The sequence below is a fragment of the Hymenobacter qilianensis genome, assembly GCF_014489555.1.
Lineage (GTDB): Bacteria > Bacteroidota > Bacteroidia > Cytophagales > Hymenobacteraceae > Hymenobacter > Hymenobacter qilianensis.
The window spans coordinates 3,284,114-3,303,687 of the sequence record NZ_CP060784.1 but is presented as its reverse complement, the minus strand read 5'-3'; the positions used below and the strand labels follow the sequence as shown (position 1 = coordinate 3,303,687).

Below are 19,574 nucleotides of genomic sequence, written 5' to 3'. Positions count from 1 at the left end.
CACTAACTATCAGAAGTTGAAGAGAGAGAATATCAATTCTTAAACGCTATGTAGATCTGTCGCGGCCTCGTAGGCCGGAGTCGTAACTGGCTCCATGTTGCCCGCTATCAGCTCGGCCACTAACTCGGGCGAGCCAATAAACAGCGGGGAGCGTTGGTGATAATCGGTAGGCTCAAGGTCAAGGATTGCTCGCTTTCCGCAGGAAGCCAAACCTCCGGCTTGCTCAATGATGAAGGCCAGCGGGTAGCCTTCGTACAGCAGGCGCAGCTTGCCTTGGGGGCTTTTTTATTGGGCGGATACAAATAAATGCCCCCGTAAACAGATTGCGATGGTAATCGGCAACGAGGGAGCCCACGTAGCGCCCGCTCATAGTGCGTCGCTTGCAGCTCATCAGGAATTTTTGCACGTACTCGGGGTACTCAAACCAGTAACCCTCGTTGCAAGAGAATACGGGGCCGGTAGCGGGGATGCGGATATTGGGATGGGAGAGAAAAAACTCACCCAACGACGACTCATACGTGAAGCCCGCCACGCCGTGCCCGGTAGTGTACACAAGCATGGTGCTGGAGCCATACAGAATGTAGCCGGCCGCCACCTGCTTACGTCCGCCCTGCAAAAAGTCGGCTGGTGTAGCTTCCGTGCCTATCGGCGACACCCGCCGATAAATACTAAACAGCGTGCCAATACTGATATTCACGTCGATGTTTGACGAGCCATCCAGTGGGTCGATGGCTACCACATAGCGGCCCTCAGTGTTGCCCGTATGAATGATATCCTCATTCTCCTCTGATAGTACCGCGCAGGCTTCCTTACCATTCGTCAAGGCCCGGATAAAGCGGATATTGGCCTCCACATCCAGTTTTTGCTGCTGCTCCCCTGCACATTTTGCGCCCCAGCCGCGCCAATAATTGTCGTAAGTCCCGCTCGATTTACCTCACGGTTCACGATTTTTCCGGCTAAGGCAATATCGCGCAGCAGCTGCGACAACTCGCCGGTTGCATATGCAAACTCGGACTGATTGCGCATGATATACCGGTCCAGCGTGGTGCCAACGGGTTGGGCTAGGTTGTTTTCGTGAGCGGGATTCATAGAAGTAGGATAAATGGGAGCAGAGAATTTGTGACTAAAGGCCAGAAGATGAAAGGCAGTAAACAGCATCTTCTGACTAAGATGAAGCTATTTTATATTGCAGGAATTATGGAAAGACACAGCATTTTGTGTCTTTTTTGTGCGCCGTTGGGTATTATGCAACGGCCCAAAATATATTGTACTGCTTGTGGCCTAGCTCTTTGCCTCGGCCTGCTTTTGGGCCTGCCAAAGCACAACCTGCCAGCCTTTTTTGGGGTCTTTTATCTGAACTACCACGTACTTGATGCGGGCCAGATTAGGCTTCCCATCGGGGGTAGGCGGCGAGGTAATCAGAATGGTGCCGTTCACCACGGCCGTGAGCCCTTCGTTGTAGGCACGCACATTTATCGCCTCTACATCAATCTTATCATACACGCTTTTGCCGTCGCGAATACTTTGGATGTACGTGGCTTTGTTATCCTGTTTGCCGCTTCCGTGAGTGTAAACTAAGTCGTCACCAAAGTACTTCTCCAGCAGCGCATAATCTTTCTTCACCTGGGCCGCAAAGCGCTGGCGCTCTAACGCTTCCACTTCTTTAGCGGCATCCATATTCTTCCTGTTTTGGGCGAAGCTGAGCACCGGCAGCACCAACAATAGGAGCGCCAGGAGCAGAAAATGTTTTTGCATAACATGGGGGAGTTAGAGTGCGAAAGGACAGCGCAGCAGCGGAGGCATCAGCTACTTAGTCAAGGGAAATTTGCTTCATGCGCGGTGCCAGGAAGTGCATGAGCACCCAGGCCAGCAGATAAGCGCCGCCGCAAATCAGGAACATGATGAAGTAAGCAGTTTCCAGCTGGTTGATGCTCTCGTAGTACACGAACATCTGCTTCTGCACTAAAGCCGTCAGCAAAATGCCCCCAGACCACCGGCCATACCGCCGATACCCGTAACCGAAGCCACAGCCCGCTTTGGAAACATATCTGATACGGTGGTGAAAATGTTGGCGCTCCACGCCTGATGAGCAGCGGCGGCAATACCAATTACCAGCACGGCCAGCCACATGTTAATCTGCCCGAGGTATTGGGCAAATACAATCGGGAACACGCACAGCGCAATCAGCAGCATGGATGTTTTGCGAGCCTTAAAAGCAGGCATTCCGTGCTTCATAAAGTTCAGCGGAATCCAGCCGCCACCCACGCTACCAATGCTCGACAAGATGTACACGGCCGCTACGGGAAAGGCCACGTCGGTGCCTTTCAAACCGTACTGCTTGTTCAGGAAGTCGGGCAGCCAGAAGAGGTAAAACCACCACACCGGGTCGGTGAGGAATTTGCCCAACACGAAAGCCCAGGTTTGACGGAAAGTCAGGAGCTTAAACCAGGAAACTTTGGGTTGCGTCGTAATCGAGGCCGCCGCCATATCGTCCACGTCGCTGTGGATGTAATCGAACTCGGCTTTGGTCAGGCGGGCCTGCTTAGCGGGCACTTCGTAGTAAATAAACCACAGAATCAGCCACACAAATCCAATGGCGCCCGTGATGATGAAAGCCCATTTCCAGCCTATGGTTTCGGCAATAAGCGGCACGGTGAGCGGGGCAATGATAGCGCCCACATTGGAGCCCGAATTGAAGATACCGGTAGCCAGGGCACGCTCCTTCTGCGGAAACCACTCGGCCGTGGTTTTGATAGCGGCCGGGAAGTTACCCGCCTCCGTTACGCCCAGAAAAGCGCGCGCCACACTGAAGCCGAAGGTGCTGCTGACAAAGGCGTGACCAATTGCGGCCAGGCTCCACAGAAAAGTAGATAACGCGTAACCGATCTTGGTGCCCAGCGCATCGATGATACGCCCCGCTACCAGCATGCCCAGCGAATAGGCCACTTTGAAGGCTATTTCGATGTTGGCGTAATCACCTGAGTTCCAGTTAAACTCCGTCTCCAGGTAGGGCTTGAGCAGCGAGATAACGGCCCGGTCGAGGTAGTTGACGGTGGTGGCGAAGAACACCAGCGCGCAGATGGTCCACCGGTACTTGCTCATCTTGTCGGATGCAGCAGCAAGTGGGGTGCCGGGCGGCGATTGAGTGGGAGAAGGTATCATCATCGATTGTGGGAATTGATAGCAAGGCAGAACTCGTACTCGTAAGCAAACCGATGACGACAGCGCGTCACCCAAAAGGCGCTACTTTTTCAAGGTCTCTACAAACTGTAGCAACTCAGCAATTTGCCGGCTTAGCGCGGCGGTATCGTCGGCATTTTTGAAGAGCTGAGAACCCATCCCGACCACGTTGACGCCGGCGCCAAACCACTCTTGCAGGCTTTCGGTGGTGGGCTCTACGCCGCCGGTCACCATCAGCTTCACGGCAGGCATCGGTCCGCGCAAGCTCTTGATATAGCCCGGTCCTACCACGTTGCCCGGAAACACCTTCACGAGCTTAGCGCCCAGCTGAGTGGCGTTGTAGATTTCGTTCAAAGTCATAGCACCCGGCAGCCAGGGCACATCGTGGTGCTGACACACCGCCGCCACGGGGGCCGTGGTTACGGGCTGCACCACAAAATCGGCGCCGGCGGCAATGAAGCGCTCGGCTTCTTCGGCCTGATAAATAGTGCCGATGCCCAGTAGCATATCCGGGCAGGTGTCGCGCACGAAAGCAACCAGCTCAGCGAAGACCTGGGGGCTTTTTCGCCCCGATTTGTAAACTCAAATACCCTCAGTCCGCCATCGTAGCAAGCCTGCATAATACGCTTCGCGTAGGCTGCTTCGGCGTGGTAAAAAACCGGCACGATGGGGTGGCGCAGGACGGTTTCTAAAATATGATCAGAGGAAAAACGAGGCATCTTATTGATTTATAGGCTATTGTCTTGCTGAGGCACAAAGCATCTCGCGTGCTGATGTGAGGTTACTAATCTTACTAAACACGCGAGATGCTTTGTGCCTCAGCATGACATAATTGGGGTTCTACCGCACTAGGCGGCCAGTAGTATTTCCTTGTAGCACGTGCTCCACTTCGGCCACTGTCACCAAGTTTACATCGCCGTGAATGGTGTGCTTGAGAGCCGAGGCGACTACCGCGAAGTGCAGCGCTTCCTGGGGCGTAGCGTAGTTTAAAGTGCCATAAATAAAGCCCCCAGAAACGCGTCGCCGCCCCCGATGCGGTCCACCACAGGCGTGATGTCGTAGTAAGGTGTTTCAGAGTAAGCGCCGTCAAACAACTGGCCCTTGATGCGCTCGTGGGAGGCACTTTGGGTTTTGCGACGGGTGCTGATTACTTGCTTGATTTGCGGAAAGCGCGTCATCAGCTGCTCGCTAATGGAAGCGAATTTATTGTCGGTTCCGGCGGCGGGCTTGATACCAAATAAATCGTCGGCGTCATTTTCGGAGCACACCACTACATCGCAGCCAGCTACGAGGTCGGGCATTACATTCTGAGCGCGCTGCCCGTACTGCCACAGGTTGCGGCGGTAGTTTACATCGGCCGATACAGTAAGGCCCATGCGCCGCGCTGCTTGTATTCCTTCGCTGATGGCTTGGGCTGCTGAGGCCGAAATGGCCGGCGTAATGCCCGTCCAATGCAGCCACTGGGCATTCTTCAGAATTTCATCCCAATCGAAGGCAGCTGGATCGAGGTTAGCGAAGGAGGAATCAGCGCGGTCGTACACCACTTTGCTGGCCCGCATGGATGCGCCTACTTCCAGGAAGTAGAGGCCAAGCCGCTTGCCGCTGTACACGGTGTGGCTCATGTCTACGCCGAGACGCTGGAAGCTTTGGGTGGCCGCCTGGCCTAGCTCGTTGGGCGGAAAGCAGGTGACGTGCGCGGCCGGTACACCCAGCCCCGCCAGCGCGGCGCCTACGTTAGCCTCACCGCCTCCGTACGTTGCCTCGAAGCTGTTAGCCTGCGTAAACCGATAGTGCAAAGGAGGCGAGAGCCGCAGCATAATCTCGCCGAAAGTGACAACTTGTTTCATCTGAATGTAAGGAATGCTGAGAGGGAAAGCGAAATCAATTCGCAGGTAAGCCCAAGTTCATCTTGCTCCTATCCATTTCGGACCAAGAGCAAGATGGACAATAAGAACAGCTATACCTTCATGTACTCACCTGACGTGGGTGCGGGCGCGGCCTGCGCTACGGCATCAAACCCGAAATACTGCTTGGCATTGTAGTAGCAAATGTTGCTAATAATGCCCCCAGCAGCTCCATGTCGTCGGGCAGCTCGCCGTTTTCCACGTCGTTGCCAAACAGGTTGCAGAGCACGCGGCGGAAGTACTCGTGGCGCGGGTAAGAAAGGAAGCTGCGCGAGTCGGTGAGCATGCCCACAAACTGGCTGATCAGGCCCATGTTCGACAAAGCGTTAATCTGCTTTTCCATGCCGTCTTTCTGGTCCAGAAACCACCAGCCCGAGCCCCACTGTACCTTACCGGCCACGGTGCCATCCTGGAAGTTGCCAATCATGGTCGCCATCAGCTCGTTGTCGGCGGGGTTGAGGTTGTAAAGAATAGTTTTGGCCAACTGATCCGACGAATCCAGCCGGTCGAGGAAGGTGGAAAGCGCGCGGCCCTGGGGGAAGTCACCGATCGAATCCCAGCCCGTATCGGGGCCGAGCTGGCGCAGCATGCGGGCGTTGTTATTGCGCAACGCGCCCACGTGAAACTGCTGGGTCCAGCCGCGGGCGTGGTCCATGCGGGCCAGCTCCAGCAGCAGCTCCGACTTCAGCGCTTCGGTGTCTTCCAGACTTAGTTTTTGCCCCCCACGCACTTGCGCGAAGGCATTCGCCACTTGCTCCGCCGAGTAGTCGGAAGCGTACAGACGCTCCAAACCATGATCAGAAAGGCGGCAGCCCTGAGCGTGAAAGAAATCGTGACGACGACGCAGGGCTTCCAGCAAGTCGTCGTAGGTAGCAATGGTAATGTCGGCCGCCGCGCCCAGCTTATCCAGGTAGCTGTTGTAGGCCGTTACGTCTTCCGGCGACATGGCCTTATCGGGCCGGAAAGTAGGCAGGATTTGTACCCCGAACGGCTGGGCCGCAATGGCCTGATGATACTCCAGCGAGTCGGCCGGATCGTCGGTAGTGCACACGACTTTCACCTGCATTTTAAGCAGCAAATTTTTCACCGAATACTCCGGCGTGCGCAGCTTCTCGTTGCAGGCTTCGTAGATGCGGCGGGCGCTGTCCTTATTCAGCACTTCCGTAATGCCGAAGTAGCGCTGCAACTCCAGGTGCGTCCAGTGGTAGAGCGGATTGCGCACGGTTTGCGGCACCGTTTCGGCCCACTTCTCAAACTTTTCCCAATCAGACGCATCACCCGTTACGAAGCGCTCATCTACCCCGTTGGTGCGCATGGCGCGCCACTTATAATGGTCGCCGTACAGCCAGATTTGGGTAACGTTTTCGAACTGCCGATCCTCAGAAATCTGGTCGGGGGCAAATGGCAATGGTAATCGATGATGGGCATTTGCTTCGCAAACTCATGGTAGAGATGCTGGGCAGTTTCTGTTTGCAGCAGGAAATCGTCGTTGAGAAAAGGCTTTTTCATAGTGCGTAGCTGATAAAGTAGCGTGCAAATTTCAGTTAGTGAACGAAGCTCCCCCCTTGATAATGAGGGGATGCCGGGCCGAAGGCGCGGCTGGGGTGGTTGCGGTCGTTGTTTAGTTGAACGATGCGCGTGGGGGCTTTTTTTAATACTTACTAAACAACTAAACAACATCAGCAACGAGGTCAACCACCCCAGCGGCGCCGTTGGCGCCGCGTCCCCTCCTCATCTGAGGAGGGGAGTTGGTCGTTCTGATTTCTTACAGCGAAACTCCGCGTTTCCACGGAATAAAGTCGGTTTGTCCGTGGCGTACAGCAGCAACTTCCTCGCCGCTGGCTACCCGAACTACATAATCCAGAATTCGCTCGGCAGCCTGCTCAATGGTTTCTTCGCCGTCGATGACTGTGCCGGTGTTCACATCGATAATATCAGGCATGCGCTTGGCCAGCGCCGTGTTGGTGGCAATCTTCACGACTGGGGCAATCGGGTTGCCGGTAGGCGTACCCAGGCCAGTGGTAAACAGCACTACGTTAGCGCCAGAGCCTACCTCGGCCGTGGTAGATTCCACGTCGTTGCCGGGCGTGCACAATAGGTTAAGGCCGGGCTTGGTCACGGGCTCGGGGTAGTCGAGCACGGCCACTACGGGCGAGCTTCCCCCCTTCCGCGCCGCACCCGCCGACTTCATAGCATCGGTTATCAACCCATCCCGAATGTTGCCGGGCGAAGGATTCATATCAAAGCCAGAGCCCACGGCAATAGCGGTGTCGCCGTACGCTTTCATCAGCTGGCTAAAGCGCTCAGCCGTAGCGTTATCCACCGAACGATTCACCAATTCCTGCTCAACGCCGCACAGTTCCGGAAACTCGGCCAGGATAACCGAGCCTCCCAGCGCCACTACCATATCCGACACGTAGCCCACAGCGGGGTTTGCCGAAATGCCAGAAAAGCCATCGGAACCGCCGCACTCCAAACCAATATTCAATTTGCTCAGCGGCGCCGGCTGACGTCGAATCTGGTTGGCCTGCATCAGGCCCGCAAACGTCTGGCGCAGCGCCGCGCTAATCATCGCTTCTTCCGTCCCGATTTTTTGCTGCTCCAAGATGAACAGCGGCTTATCGAAGTTGGGGCTACGCTTGTTGATTTCGTCCTGCAACATGCTCACCTGCGCGTTCTGGCATCCCAGACTCAGCACCGTAGCACCCGCAACGTTGGGATGCGTGATATAGCCGGCCAGCAGCCCACACAGCGTCTGCGCATCCTGGCGAATACCGCCGCAGCCGCCCTCGTGACTCAGAAACCGGATACCATCCACGTTCGGAAACAAACGATTCGGTCCCTGGGGGGCATTTTCGGAACTATGCAGATCGGTTTGCAGGATTTCTTCCACCGACTTGCCCGCCTGCATTAAGGAAATAAGGGCTTGCGTTTGAGGCTGGTAGCTCTTGCGGCGGGCGTAGCCCAGGTCATTTACCAAGGCTTCTTCCAGCACCTGTATATTGCGGTTTTCGCAGAATACCAGCGGGATAACCAGCCAGTAGTTGGCCGTGCCCACGCGCCCGTCGGAGCGGTGGTAGCCCATAAAGGTGCGATCCTGCCAGCGGCTTACGTCAGGAGCCGTCCAGGGGGCTTTTTCGTGCTGGTGCTCGTCGTAGCTGTCGGTGGCGTGCTGAATGTTGCTGGTCGTGAGCAAGCCGCCAGCCGGTATCGACTGGCGGACTTTGCCCACCAGCACACCGTACATGGTTATCAAATCGCCCGGCTCAAAGTCGCGGGTGGCCAGCTTGTGCTTGGCCGGAATCCGAGCCGTCGTCGTGATGGTCGTGCCATCCCACGGTACGGGCGTGCCTTCTGGCAAATCGGCCAGGGCCACCAGTACGTTATCGTCGGGATGAATTCGGGCTACCTGATGCTTCATTTGACTAAGGTGGCTTTTTTATTTAAATGCTTTGCTACAGTGGCCGCAACACCGGTTTCCAGCATTTGCTGCAAGTTGTCACTTACACGTTTGGCAAAGCCGGGTAACTGGCTGAGGTCGTGGCCCCAGAGCGCTTGATTTTGTAGAACAGTCGTTGTCAGATCGGCCGCAGATAAGTTGCGGGCCCACAGCTCAGCAAAGTATCCCGCCTGATCATCGTTAATCGGATACTCCGTGCCGTTGGCTGTACCGAACCACGTTTTGCCATCCTGCCTAGTGCCGCGCATGAACAGCAAGTAGGCCGCAAACCCCAGCGCTACATACTGCGGCGCCGTGTTGAACCGCTTATAATAATGCAGCAAGGTGGGCACGTTACGCATCTGCATTTTCATGGTGTACTGCATGGTAATGGCCAGCCACCGATGCTCGATGTAAGGATTCCGAAAGCGGTCCAGCACCTGCAAACCGAAGCGCTGACCTACTTTCTCGTCCACGGCATACGGAATGCCCGGCAGCAAATCACCCAGCATCAGATTGTGCACAAACGTGGCCACACAATCATTATCCATGCCCCCGCGCACCGTCTCGCAACCGCTCAAATAAGCTAGTCCGCAGCTCAGCGTGTGCGTGCCATTGAGCAAGCGCAGCTTCAGTTCCCGAAACAGGTTGATATCGGTGCGGATAACCACTCCCTGATCTGCCTGGTGGAAAGACAATATTTCTTTCACCCGCTCGTCGCCCTCAATGGCCCAAAGCAGATACACTTCCGCCATGGTCAGCAGCTCGTCCTCGTAGCCAAGCTGCGTAGTCAGTGCCTGCTGAGTCGCCGCATCAGGCTTACCGGGCACAATACGGTCCACCAGCGAATTGCAGCACTGATTGGCCGTTTCCAGCCACTCGATAAACTCGGGTTCGAGGCCATTGCGGTGAGCCAATTCCAAGAGAATAGCTTCCAGCTTGCTGCCGTTTTCCGGAATCAACTCAGTGGGTACGATGATCAGGCCTTTGCTTAGATCACCGTTAAAGGCCTGAAAGCGAGCATACAACACGGCCAGCAGCTTGCCCGGAAAAGAGTGCGGGGGCTCCTGCTGGATATCATCAGCCGTAAGCTGAATCCCGACTTCGGTGGTGTTGGAAATAACGACCTGCAAATCGGGATTAGCGGCGCATTTCAGCACTTCCGCCCACTGACTTTTAGCCGACAGCACCCGGCTGATGGACGCGCACAGCACGTTTTCCTCCACGGTACGGCCGTCTTCCACGCCCCGAATACCCAACGTATATAGGTTGTCCTGACGCTCGAAAGCTGTCATGTCGCCTCCGTCGGTAGACTTTACCACCACAATGCGGCCGTTAAAAATACCCTGGCGGTTGGCTTTGTCGATGAGGTAATCAGGCAGGCCGCGCAGCAGTACGCCGGTACCGAATTGCAGCACTTTTTCGGGCAGCTCCAGCAAAGCAGCAGTGGGTCGGAGCACGGGTGCCTCAGTTTCAGCTAAGGCTGTGGCGCGATTTAAATTCTTCATAATGCAATACTTATAATTTCGCTCCGGTGGTGTTGGCCCATTTCTGCTGCCACTTGGGGTATTCTTTGGCGAGCAATTTTGCCCCCCAGGTGCCTGCATAGGCATAGCCGGCACGCCGCTCGTTTTCAATTTCGGCGAGAGTGGCTTTTTTCACCCCGTCGCGGCCCACATAAATGGGCTTGTTGGTTTCCAAATCATAAAAGCGGGCCCAGATAACTGAGCCGGGCTCCGGTACAATCACGCGGTCTTTGCCAGTAGGCTCCTTCGGCGCGTCAATGAGCTTCACCGCGTAGCCCGACAGCTTCACAGCATCCAGCCAAGCCACGGCAGCTTCAATAGACTTTTTGATCTCAGGCGAAGGCTTATCTACGGCCATCAGAAACTCGACTATTTCCACGGTTTCCATGCCGCTGAGCGAGGCTAGCTCGAAGGCCCGGGCTTTTGCCGGCAGCAGAGTTTTCTCGTCGTGCTGGGCACACCAGGCGGTGAGCTTGCCATTCTGCACATATTGGGTTTTGAGGATGCAGTCGATGCCGCGCGTTACGGCTGCTTGGGCCTGCGGTATCAGGGCCGAATTCACGATGGCGAAGTTGCCTTTCTGCTGGGCTACATCCCGCAGCAACACCAGCACCCGAATCATGGCGTTGTCGTTGTAGGTGATGTAGTGCCGATAGTTGCTCATATCGGGGTAGAACTGCGGAAATCCCCCATTCGGGTACTGCATCTTCAGCAGGTACTGAATGCCTTTCTGAGCCGCACTCCGATATGCCTGATTGTTGGTTTTCTTGAATGCCTCCATCAGATACTTAATCTCCCGCGTGGTGGCATCGTTGTCGATGGTAGCGTCATTACGATTGGCATCATCGAGCGTAGCGGCTTTTTTAGCAGCGCTGAGCGGCTTACTGTAATCTACTTTCACGTCGCCTACGGCCTTGGGCCAGCCGCCTACACTGCGCTGGTACACCAGCATCTTCTCGGCGATGGTGTCGATGGCAGCGGGAGCCGTAGAGGCCGTAATGGCCGGCGATTTACGGTCGGGGTTCCAACGGCCACCGAAAGTCCAGTTAGCCGTAATGGCGCGCACCTGGGGGGCATTTTCTGCTGTATTTAGGTTGTCCTTGTGCCAGGCGTAGTCGCCGCCTTCGCGGTGGCAGTTCGCATAGTACACACGCCGACCCCAATTGGGTGTACCCGGCCCGGAAGGCGAATGGTAGATGTCGGCATCGGCCATGTTCTTGGGGAACTTGCAGTCGATCAGATAGAACTGCGACTCGCGGTGGTAGCGCCCCAGTTTGAAGTTGTCGTCGCCCTCAAAAGTGCAGTTCTTCAGCACCGTTTTGGAGTCGCGGTTGCCCGAGCCATCGTGCCAGATAGCGGCCGACATATTGTGGCAGATAAAGCGGCTGTTTTCGATGTAAGCCCAGCCCCGCGGACAGTAGAAATCGACGCCACCTTCCAGGGTGCAATTCTGAAAATAGAACATGCCGCCTTCGGTGTCCCAGGGGCTAACCGTGTCGCCACCCAGAGCGCGGAAAGTGCAGTGCCGCACCGTGATGCGGGTAGCTCCCCCGAAGGTGCGCATGGCCATCTGATGACCATCTTTTTGCACCACTTTCTTGCCGCTCGGATCAGCCGGGCAGTCAATCGTCGTCTCACCCTTCGCATCGAAGCCGTAGCTGTTGATGAAAGTCAGATTTTCGAGCGTGATATCGGGCGAGTTACGCATGTTCAGCGTTGCCACGCCCCAATCGTCAGCGCCCTTTACAGGGTCGCAACGCCAGGCGTCGCGAGCCTGCGAAATGGTGATTATAGTACCCTTTTCGCTTTGGCCTTTGAGCGTAATATTGCTCTTGCCGTCGATGAAAAGCTTCTCGCGATACGTACCGTTTTTAATCAGAATTACCCGCGGCTTCGACGCCTCATTTGGTAGGCTATTGATGGCCTCCTGAATGGTGCGAAACTTCCCCGAGCCGTTCTGGGCCACCACGATCTGCTGGGCCTGACTGGGGGACAAAAAGCCCCCCAGCAGCAGTAGCAGCACTAGGGAGTGAAAGAATTGTTTCATGAACAAGGTGTCAGTACCTGAGCGGCATTACACAAAATCCTCCCGCATGGGGCTGAAGGCATCCACCAATTTTCCTGCTTCTTCGCACACCACGCCGTGCCATACATAAGAAGGGGCGTAGAAAGCATCACCGGCGCGCAGCGTGCGCTCCTCCTCTCCCACCGTGCACCGAAATACGCCGCTTTCCACGTAGGTCATCTGCGTGTGCATATGGTGGTGAAGCGCCCCCACGGCGCCCGCCTCGAAGCTCACGCGCACCAGCATCAAGCCAGGCTCGTAGGTGAGAATCTGCCGGCTTACTCCCTCTCCGACCGTCTCCCAGGGAAGACGGTCGGATTCGAAGAAAGTGCCTGACGTGGGTGTAGTTGCCATCAGTAAGCGGCTAGTAACCGAAGTTCTGAACCAGCTTGTTATCTGCCGCAATAGTAGCCTGCGGAATGGGTAACAACTCTCTACCGGCGTTAGGCACGTATTCGGCGGCTAAACCAGTACCCAGGCTGACGGCAGTGGTAGTGCCAAGTGTGAAGGAAGTACCCAGAGGCTTAGTATTGGCAATGTACGCCGCGTCAATTGCCTGACGCCAGTTCACCCGTACTGTACCCGTAGGAGCAGTATTTAGAGTAGGTGATGGACGATAGAACGAGCGCGTCCACTGTACGCTGCTGCCTACAGTAGTTGGTGTGCGGAAGTACATATACTGCGGCACGTTCTGGTAAGGTGCTTGGCCTCTGGCTAGCTTCTCCAGATTGGCCTTCACTTCGGCCATTTTCGCGCTGAACAGATTCCAGCGGATCAGGTCGTATTTGCGAATAGCTTCGCTGCCGAACTCCAGATATCGCTCGTTTGCTATAGCATTGAAAAAATCTGATTTACTGGTCAGCCTGAACCCGCCCTGCGCGAGCGTGGCCTCAGCCCGGGAACGGTTACCACCGAAAGCGCGAGTCCGGACGCGTAGCATGGCTTCCCGTGCATTGGCAGTGGGGCCTTCGAGCTCATTTTCTGTTTCCGCGAACATCAGCAACACATCGGCAAACCGAATGACGGGCCAGTTGTAGCCTAAGTAGTTGCTTGCGCCCGTGAGCAGCGGGGTGCGCCAGTCGCGGCGGAATTTGCCGTCTGCTATCACGTTCAGAGCCACGCCCGTAAAGAACGTGCTGTTATTCGCCATACCGTAGGTGGTAATGGTTACGTCGCGCCGCGTATCTGTGGAGTCGAAAGCGTAGAAGTAAGTGGGCACCACGTTTACACCTCCCTGGGTAGAGCCATAAATGCTGGAAGCATTTTGCAAACGGGGTCCATTATAGTAGCCCAGTTTGCTGTCCGACGCGGCTGTTGAGCCTGTCATTCCCACCTGAAACATAATTTCATTAGCACTTTCGTATTGCAGCTGATTAATGCTCTTGAATAGTCCTTCGAAGCTAGGATTCAACGAATGCTCGGCGGGCCGCGCCATTATCTCGCTGCATTCTTGTCGTGCAATGCGGTAATAGTCAAGGTAGTCGGCGGGGCGCTCCATTGCACCAGTGGTGGGGTTAGGGCTATAGCCGCCCCGGAACAGGGCAATACGGGCACGCAGAGCTTTCACAGCTCCTTTGGTTATCCGCTCGCTAGCCACCCCAGCAGCGGAGCGCCATGGCACTAGCTTCTGCGCCAGCGCCAGGTCTTCAATCAGTTTGGCCAGCGTGGCCTGACGGTCGGCGTTGGGCAGCAGAAAATCCTGGCCCGATACCGATGGTGTAAACTGGGCCGGCACGTCGCCCCAGTGGCGCACCAGGTCGAAATAGTACTGAGCCCGCAAGGTAAGTGCCTCGCCGTGCAGCCGGTGCATGGCCGCCGTGTCGGCGGGGGTACCGCCGTTGTAAAGAGGCGACAAAGGAATTTGCTGAATACAGATATTGGATCGCTCCACGCCCTGGTAGAGAGTATTCCAGGGATTGGTTAAGTCGCTGTTCGTTGCCAGCGCTTTGTAGCGCGCGATGCCCCGGCGGCCGCCATCCGTTGCCGGGCCCGGTGAGCTGATCATTTCGTCGCTATCATAAGGGAAATACATGCTTATGCGCTGTCCGTAGCTATTATCTCCCGACAGTGGATCATAAGCCCCGATAACGGCCGCCGTGGCGCCTGCTACGGTACTGAAAGTATATTCGGTTGTATTGAGCGCAATGGGTTCTACGTCGAGGTAGTCTTTGCAAGACGTTACCATCCCGGCGGTACCGACTAGCGCACTAGCGGCTAGTGCAGCCCGGAAAAAAACAGAGGGTTTCATATCGAGTAACGGATAAAGAATTACAAAGAAAGATTCACCCCAAACATGAAGGCGCGGCTGCGTGGGTAAGCAGCGTAATCAACACCGGGCGTGAGCGGTGTACTGCGGCGCGTGTTCACCTCCGGGTCGTAGCCCGAGTATTTGGTGAAGGTGTATAGGTTGTTGAGCGTCACGTAGAAACGCAACTGCTGGACTTTAGCCCGTTCAGTTAGCGCTTTGGGCAGAGTATAGCCTACGGTTACGTTATTCACGCGCAGGAACGAACCATTTTCCACCGCCCACGAATGCAGGAAGTAGCTGGATGTGGGCCGCCAGATATTAGCGTCCTGGTTGATTTCGCTTAGCCGCTCTGCCGACGTGATGAACGTACCGTCGGTTTCGGTGATACGGTAGCGCGAGTTCATGTCGTCGAGCACGTTGCTAAATACCGTATTCGCTGTGTTCGTAGTAAACTCAATCTTGTTGGCATTGTACACATCGTTGCCCAACACGAAGTTCAGGAATACGCTGGCGTCGAAGTTCTTATAAGTGAACTGCTGGTTTAAGCCACCTACCATTTTGGGGTTGGCATTGCCGATAACTACTTGGTCTTCCTCATTGATTACACCGTCGCCGTTCTGATCTTTCAACCTCAGTAAGCCCGGCTGCGCTGCCAAGCCATCAGGTGTGCCTGAAGTCAATAAGCCAGGGCGATCGGTTCGTAAAACCCACCGCTGAGCGGCTGGGTTGGCCGGATTGTAGCTCTGGAAATCATCAGCTGTGTAATAACCATCAGTTACGTAGCCAAACATCTGACCCACTGGCTGGCCAACTCTAGCCACGTAATCGCGACTGAGCGTAGCTGCGCTTCCCGCCCAACCGGAGCTGATGGCCGGTAATTCATCAAGACCCTCACCCAAGCTCTCGATACGGCCCCGGTTGAACGAGGAGTTCGCCGTTGCCGTCCAGGTGAAGGCATCATTAGTAATAATGGTGCCGGTCAGTTGCAGCTCCAGGCCGCGGTTGGAAGTAGACCCGATGTTCTGGGTTTGGCTAGTGTAGCCCAGAAACGCCGGAATGGTACGGTTGATCAGCAGATCGCTGGTAGTATTGTAATAAGCATCGGCGGTGAACTGCACCCGGTTATCAAGCAGGGCCAGATCAACCCCGATGTTGCGCGATGTGGTAGACTCCCACTTCAGGTTGGGGTTTGCCAGCGAAGTGGCAGCTGAACCCAGCACGATGGAGTTGTTGATAGAATAAGGAGCGCTGCCGGCTGAGAAGAGCTGCTCACCTAAGAAGTCCGCAATGCGGTTGTTTCCAGCCTTGCCGTAGCTCAAGCGCAGTTTTAGGTCCGAAACGGCTTCTATATCCTGGAAAAAGCTCTCGCGCGAGATACGCCAGGCTAGCGAAGCACCGGGGAAATAGCCCCAGCGGTTGCCTGGCCGGTACTTCGATGAGCCATCTGCCCGGAAGGTACCCGTAAACAGATATCGGTCGTCGTAAGAGTATGTGACGCGGCCAAACCCTGAAAGGAGACGATAATCTTGTGGAATACTGGTTTGTGGCAACACTGGCTGCGACGTCTGGCCAGCGGGCAGCACGCCCTGGTTTATGTTAGCCAAAGCCCGCTCAGCCGTGATATCCAGCGGCAGGAAGTTGGTTTGGATGTACTGCTGGGTGTTGCGCTGCTGGTAAATTTCTTGGCCAACCAACACCCCTACTGAGTGCAGGTCTTTTTTGAAATTGTAGTCCAACACGTTGGAGTTATTGAACGTGTTTTGCACGCCGGTAGTGATAGAAGCGGTTGGCAGCTGCTGGTAGTTGCCGGCGGGCTGCCGCAGCAGCGGTGAGAAACGACCATTAAAGGTGCCGAGGTTGGCATTCGTGATATCGAAACCAGCCGTAGTTCGGAACGTCAGATTCTCGACGATTTTCAAAGCCGCATTAGCGCTTATGTTGAATGTTTGGCGCTTATCACGACGGTATTCACTGTCTATAGCCACAATTGGGCTCACCAGCGAAGAAATGGCGAGGAACTCATCATCGAAGGTGTTCGGATCGAGCACCGCGCCGGATGCTCTGGGCACCGACAGGGGCTGATACTGCACCGTGTTGCGCAGCCGCGATGTGGTATTGGAACCCGTAGTGGAAGTACCGGCCCCGTCGGTGGTTTGGTCATTGAAACGTACGTTCAACCCCACTTGCAGCCGCTCACTTGCTTTGGTATCAAAGCGGAAGTTGACGAGTTTACGGTCATAATCGGAGCCGCGCTGAATACCATCCTCCAGGTTGCGCGTCAGACTTAATGAGTAGGTGGTGCCTTTCACACCCCCGGCCACCGATACGTTGTGGGTTTGCTGAAACGCGTCGCTGCCGAAGGTTTCATCCTGCCAGTCGATGAACGGAGCACTACGAGCCCGTTGCAGCGTATCGCTGTTGAAGTTGCTGCTCCCGAAGAGGGAGCGGAAAGAAGGCAAACCGCCCGTACCAGAGCCCGCTATTTGGGCGCGCTCGAATTGGTAGTCTAAGTATTGCTCGGGGTTGAGCACCCCTAGTTTATTGGCAAGGCGCCGGACACCAGCAAATCCGTTGTAGCTGATTACAGTACGGCCCTCAATTCCTTTCTTAGTGGTAATAATTACTACCCCGTTAGCACCGCGTGCGCCATAGATGGCCGTAGCCGAAGCATCTTTCAGCACGTCAACGGAAGCAATATCCTGGGGGGCAATTACGCTCAGCGCATTTTCAATTTGCACCCCGTCCACTACATATAGCGGCGAGTTGTCTTGCGTGATGGAGCCACCGCCCCGTACCCGCACCTGCACGTTCTGGTTGCCGGGAGTACCCTCGGCGCTGGTCAGCTGCACACCCGCCAAGCGACCAGTCAAGGCCTCTGCGGCCGAGTTGACGGGAATATCCTTGATTTGCTGGGCACTTACCGACGACACCGAGCCGGTCACGTCGCGGCGGTTTACTTCCTGGTAGCCAATTACTACTACATCGTTCAGCTGCTGCGTATCTTCCTTCAGCGTTACGTTCACCGCTTCGCGGGTGCCCACGGCTACGTCCTGGGAGAGGTAGCCAATGGAGCTGACGGTCAGAGTCACGTCCTGGTCGGCGGGTACGGTCAGCGTGAAGCGGCCTTCCGGATCAGTAGAGGCGCCATTGGTCGTGCCTTTCACGAGCACGGTTACGCCGGGCAAGGCCTCGGTTGCCGACCGCACCACGCCCGTAATGGTTCGCTGGGCCTGCGCGTAAGCCCCTGTCACCGCACCCAGCAGCAGACAGAAGAGGAATAGATATTTTTTCATTGTGGGAATGGGAATGGTGGGTTTTACTTTTTACTTACCGTAAATCATGAATGCCAACAGCGTCCATGTCGGTGTATTCCAGGTTTTCGCCGGCCATGCCCCAAATGAAGGCATAGGCGCTGGTGCCGCAGCCCGTGTGCACCGACCAAGGGGCGAGATGATAGCCTGCTCGTTGCTCACCCACAGCGGCCGGGTCTGGTTGGGCTCGCCCATCAGGTGCAGCACCCGCTGGTTGGGGGGCAAATTGAAATACAGATAGGCCTCCATGCGCCGGTCGTGTGTGTGCGCGGGCATGGTGTTCCACACGTTGCCGGGCTTGAGCTGGGTGAGGCCCATCACGAGCTGGCAGCTCTGAATGCCTTCGTTGTAGATGTACTTGTAAATGGTGCGCTCGTTAGCCGTTTCCATGGCCCCCATTTCTACCGGAGTAGCTTCGGCTTGCGTGCGCAGCGTGGTTGGGTGCGTGGCGTGGGCTGGCGCGGAGAGCAGATAGTAGCGGGCCTCCTGGCCGCTGAACATAATGGTTTGCGCCCCTTACCGACATATAGGCAGTCTTGGTTGCCTAGCTCGTAGCTGGTGCCATCCACGGTTACCTGACCCGCGCCGCCCACATTGAGGATTCCCAGTTCGCGGCGCTCCAGAAAGTAGTTCGCTTTCAGGTTCGCGGGGTTGGGCAAGGTCAACGTCTGGCCGGCGGGAACCGCGCCCCCTACAATCATGCGGTCGTAGTGGGAATACACGAGTTCAATCTGACCTTCGACAAAGAGCTGTTCGATCAGGAACTGCTCGCGGAGCTGGTCGGTGGTCAGGGTAACGGTTTCGCGGGGGCTGCTGGCGTGGCGCTGGATCATAAGGTGAATTAGTGAAGTGGTGAAATGGTGAAGCGGTAAGGTAGTGGAATGGTGAGGTGGTGAGGTTCCTTGTACTACTGCTTCAGCCGAACGACAAACTCACCATTTCACCACTTCACAATTTCACCTTTACCTGCCCATCCAGCCGCCATCGACGGTGAGGATGGTGCCGTGCACGTAGTTGCCGGCCTCGGAGGCCAGGAAAACGGTGGGTCCTTTAAAGTCCTCGGGCGTTCCCCAGCGGCCGGCGGGAATGCGGCCCAGAATGCTTTGGCTCCGTTCGGGGTCGTTGCGTAGGGCCTCCGTATTATCGGTGGCGATGTAGCCGGGGGCAATGGCGTTTACATTCACACCTTTGCCAGCCCATTCATTGGCCAGGGCTTTCACTAAGGAGCCGATAGCACCTTTGCTGGCCGCGTAGCCGGGCACATTGATACCGCCCTGAAACGTCAAGAGCGAAGCCGTGAAGATGATTTTGCCGCTGCCCTGCCGCAACATTTGCCCCCAATAGCGCGAGCGAGGCGAAAAGGCGAGTCGAGGTTGATAGCCAGGACGTTGTCCCAGTCGGCATCGGAGTGCTCGGCGGCGGGGGCGCGGCGGATGGTGCCGGCGTTGTTGATCAGGATATCGATGCGGGGGAAGTCCTGCTGCACCTGCTGAATAAAGGCATCGACCTGGGGGCGCTGGCTGAAGTCGGCCTGGTAGGCCGTGAACTTGCGGCCCAAGGCCCGCACCTGCCGTTCCGTCTCACTTCCGCTGGCTTCGAGTGAGGCCGACACGCCGATAATATCGGCACCGGCTTCAGCCAGTCCGAGGGCCATTGCCTGCCCAATACCGCGGTTACAACCCGTTACCAAGGCCACTTTGCCAGCCAAGCTGAAGAGAGAAGATGCACTCATGCAGGTGTTGTTGTTATAAACTTTTCAAAGAAATTCAGTGTACTTTTAAGACACTGATCAAATTATTCGCTCTGTTAATATCATATCAAGTGATGCTTAACAGGAAGTATAACCCGGTTTTTATTCGCGCAAACGTTATCGGGAACGTTGCCACAAAGCCGACTCTCCC

General features: G+C 55.9%; 13 protein-coding genes and 3 pseudogenes. All 16 read right to left on the bottom strand.

Going from position 1 to position 19,574, the window contains the following annotated elements; genetic code table 11:
* Nucleotides 1-39 precede the first annotated feature (39 nt).
* Nucleotides 40-1,089: pseudogene (fbp, locus tag H9L05_RS15070) on the bottom strand (class 1 fructose-bisphosphatase).
* 192 nt (nucleotides 1,090-1,281) lie between these two features.
* Complete coding sequence (locus H9L05_RS15065; protein WP_223284477.1) at nucleotides 1,282-1,755, bottom strand: nuclear transport factor 2 family protein; 474 nt, start codon at nucleotides 1,753-1,755, stop codon at nucleotides 1,282-1,284.
* A gap of 55 nt (nucleotides 1,756-1,810) precedes the next feature.
* On the bottom strand, nucleotides 1,811-1,978 hold the full coding sequence (locus H9L05_RS26305; RefSeq protein ID WP_317174985.1) for a hypothetical protein: 168 nt from the start codon (nucleotides 1,976-1,978) through the stop codon (nucleotides 1,811-1,813).
* Nucleotides 1,972-3,165 (bottom strand): MFS transporter, encoded by a 1,194-nt coding sequence (locus H9L05_RS15060; RefSeq protein ID WP_317174984.1) that lies wholly within the window; start codon nucleotides 3,163-3,165, stop codon nucleotides 1,972-1,974. Before H9L05_RS15060 ends, H9L05_RS26305 begins: the two co-directional genes overlap by 7 nt.
* 78 nt (nucleotides 3,166-3,243) lie before the next feature.
* Nucleotides 3,244-3,708, bottom strand: a complete 465-nt coding sequence (locus H9L05_RS15055) for a beta/alpha barrel domain-containing protein (RefSeq protein WP_317174983.1) — start codon at nucleotides 3,706-3,708, stop codon at nucleotides 3,244-3,246.
* 458 nt (nucleotides 3,709-4,166) lie between these two features.
* Nucleotides 4,167-5,027 (bottom strand): sugar kinase, encoded by an 861-nt coding sequence (locus tag H9L05_RS15050; RefSeq protein WP_223284476.1) that lies wholly within the window; start codon nucleotides 5,025-5,027, stop codon nucleotides 4,167-4,169.
* Between the two features lie 110 nt (nucleotides 5,028-5,137).
* A pseudogene (uxaC, locus tag H9L05_RS15045) lies at nucleotides 5,138-6,593 on the bottom strand (glucuronate isomerase).
* A 256-nt stretch (nucleotides 6,594-6,849) separates the two neighbouring features.
* Nucleotides 6,850-8,505 (bottom strand): UxaA family hydrolase, encoded by a 1,656-nt coding sequence (locus H9L05_RS15040; protein WP_187731642.1) that lies wholly within the window; start codon nucleotides 8,503-8,505, stop codon nucleotides 6,850-6,852.
* The gene (locus H9L05_RS15035) at nucleotides 8,502-10,031 is read right to left on the bottom strand and encodes a tagaturonate reductase (protein WP_187731641.1); all 1,530 of its coding nucleotides are present in this window, start codon (nucleotides 10,029-10,031) and stop codon (nucleotides 8,502-8,504) included. The genes H9L05_RS15040 and H9L05_RS15035 overlap by 4 nt, the downstream gene beginning before the upstream one ends.
* 10 nt (nucleotides 10,032-10,041) lie before the next feature.
* Entirely contained in the window at nucleotides 10,042-12,096 is a 2,055-nt protein-coding gene (pelA, locus tag H9L05_RS23925) for a pectate lyase (RefSeq protein ID WP_223284475.1), read from the bottom strand.
* Nucleotides 12,097-12,123: 27 nt separating this feature from the next.
* Entirely contained in the window at nucleotides 12,124-12,468 is a 345-nt protein-coding gene (locus H9L05_RS15020; RefSeq protein WP_187731640.1) for a cupin domain-containing protein, read from the bottom strand.
* Between the two features lie 10 nt (nucleotides 12,469-12,478).
* Nucleotides 12,479-14,362, bottom strand: a complete 1,884-nt coding sequence (locus H9L05_RS15015; RefSeq protein WP_187731639.1) for a RagB/SusD family nutrient uptake outer membrane protein — start codon at nucleotides 14,360-14,362, stop codon at nucleotides 12,479-12,481.
* A 20-nt stretch (nucleotides 14,363-14,382) separates the two neighbouring features.
* Nucleotides 14,383-17,655: a SusC/RagA family TonB-linked outer membrane protein gene (locus H9L05_RS15010; protein ID WP_187731638.1), complete on the bottom strand. Its 3,273-nt coding sequence runs from the start codon at nucleotides 17,653-17,655 to the stop codon at nucleotides 14,383-14,385.
* Between the two features lie 30 nt (nucleotides 17,656-17,685).
* On the bottom strand, nucleotides 17,686-18,174 hold the full coding sequence (locus H9L05_RS26300; protein WP_317174982.1) for a 5-deoxy-glucuronate isomerase: 489 nt from the start codon (nucleotides 18,172-18,174) through the stop codon (nucleotides 17,686-17,688).
* Nucleotides 18,075-18,506: a hypothetical protein gene (locus tag H9L05_RS26295; RefSeq protein WP_317174981.1), complete on the bottom strand. Its 432-nt coding sequence runs from the start codon at nucleotides 18,504-18,506 to the stop codon at nucleotides 18,075-18,077. Before H9L05_RS26295 ends, H9L05_RS26300 begins: the two co-directional genes overlap by 100 nt.
* Nucleotides 18,507-18,635: 129 nt before the next feature.
* Nucleotides 18,636-19,405: pseudogene (kduD, locus tag H9L05_RS15000) on the bottom strand (2-dehydro-3-deoxy-D-gluconate 5-dehydrogenase KduD).
* Between the last annotated feature and the right edge of the window lie 169 nt (nucleotides 19,406-19,574).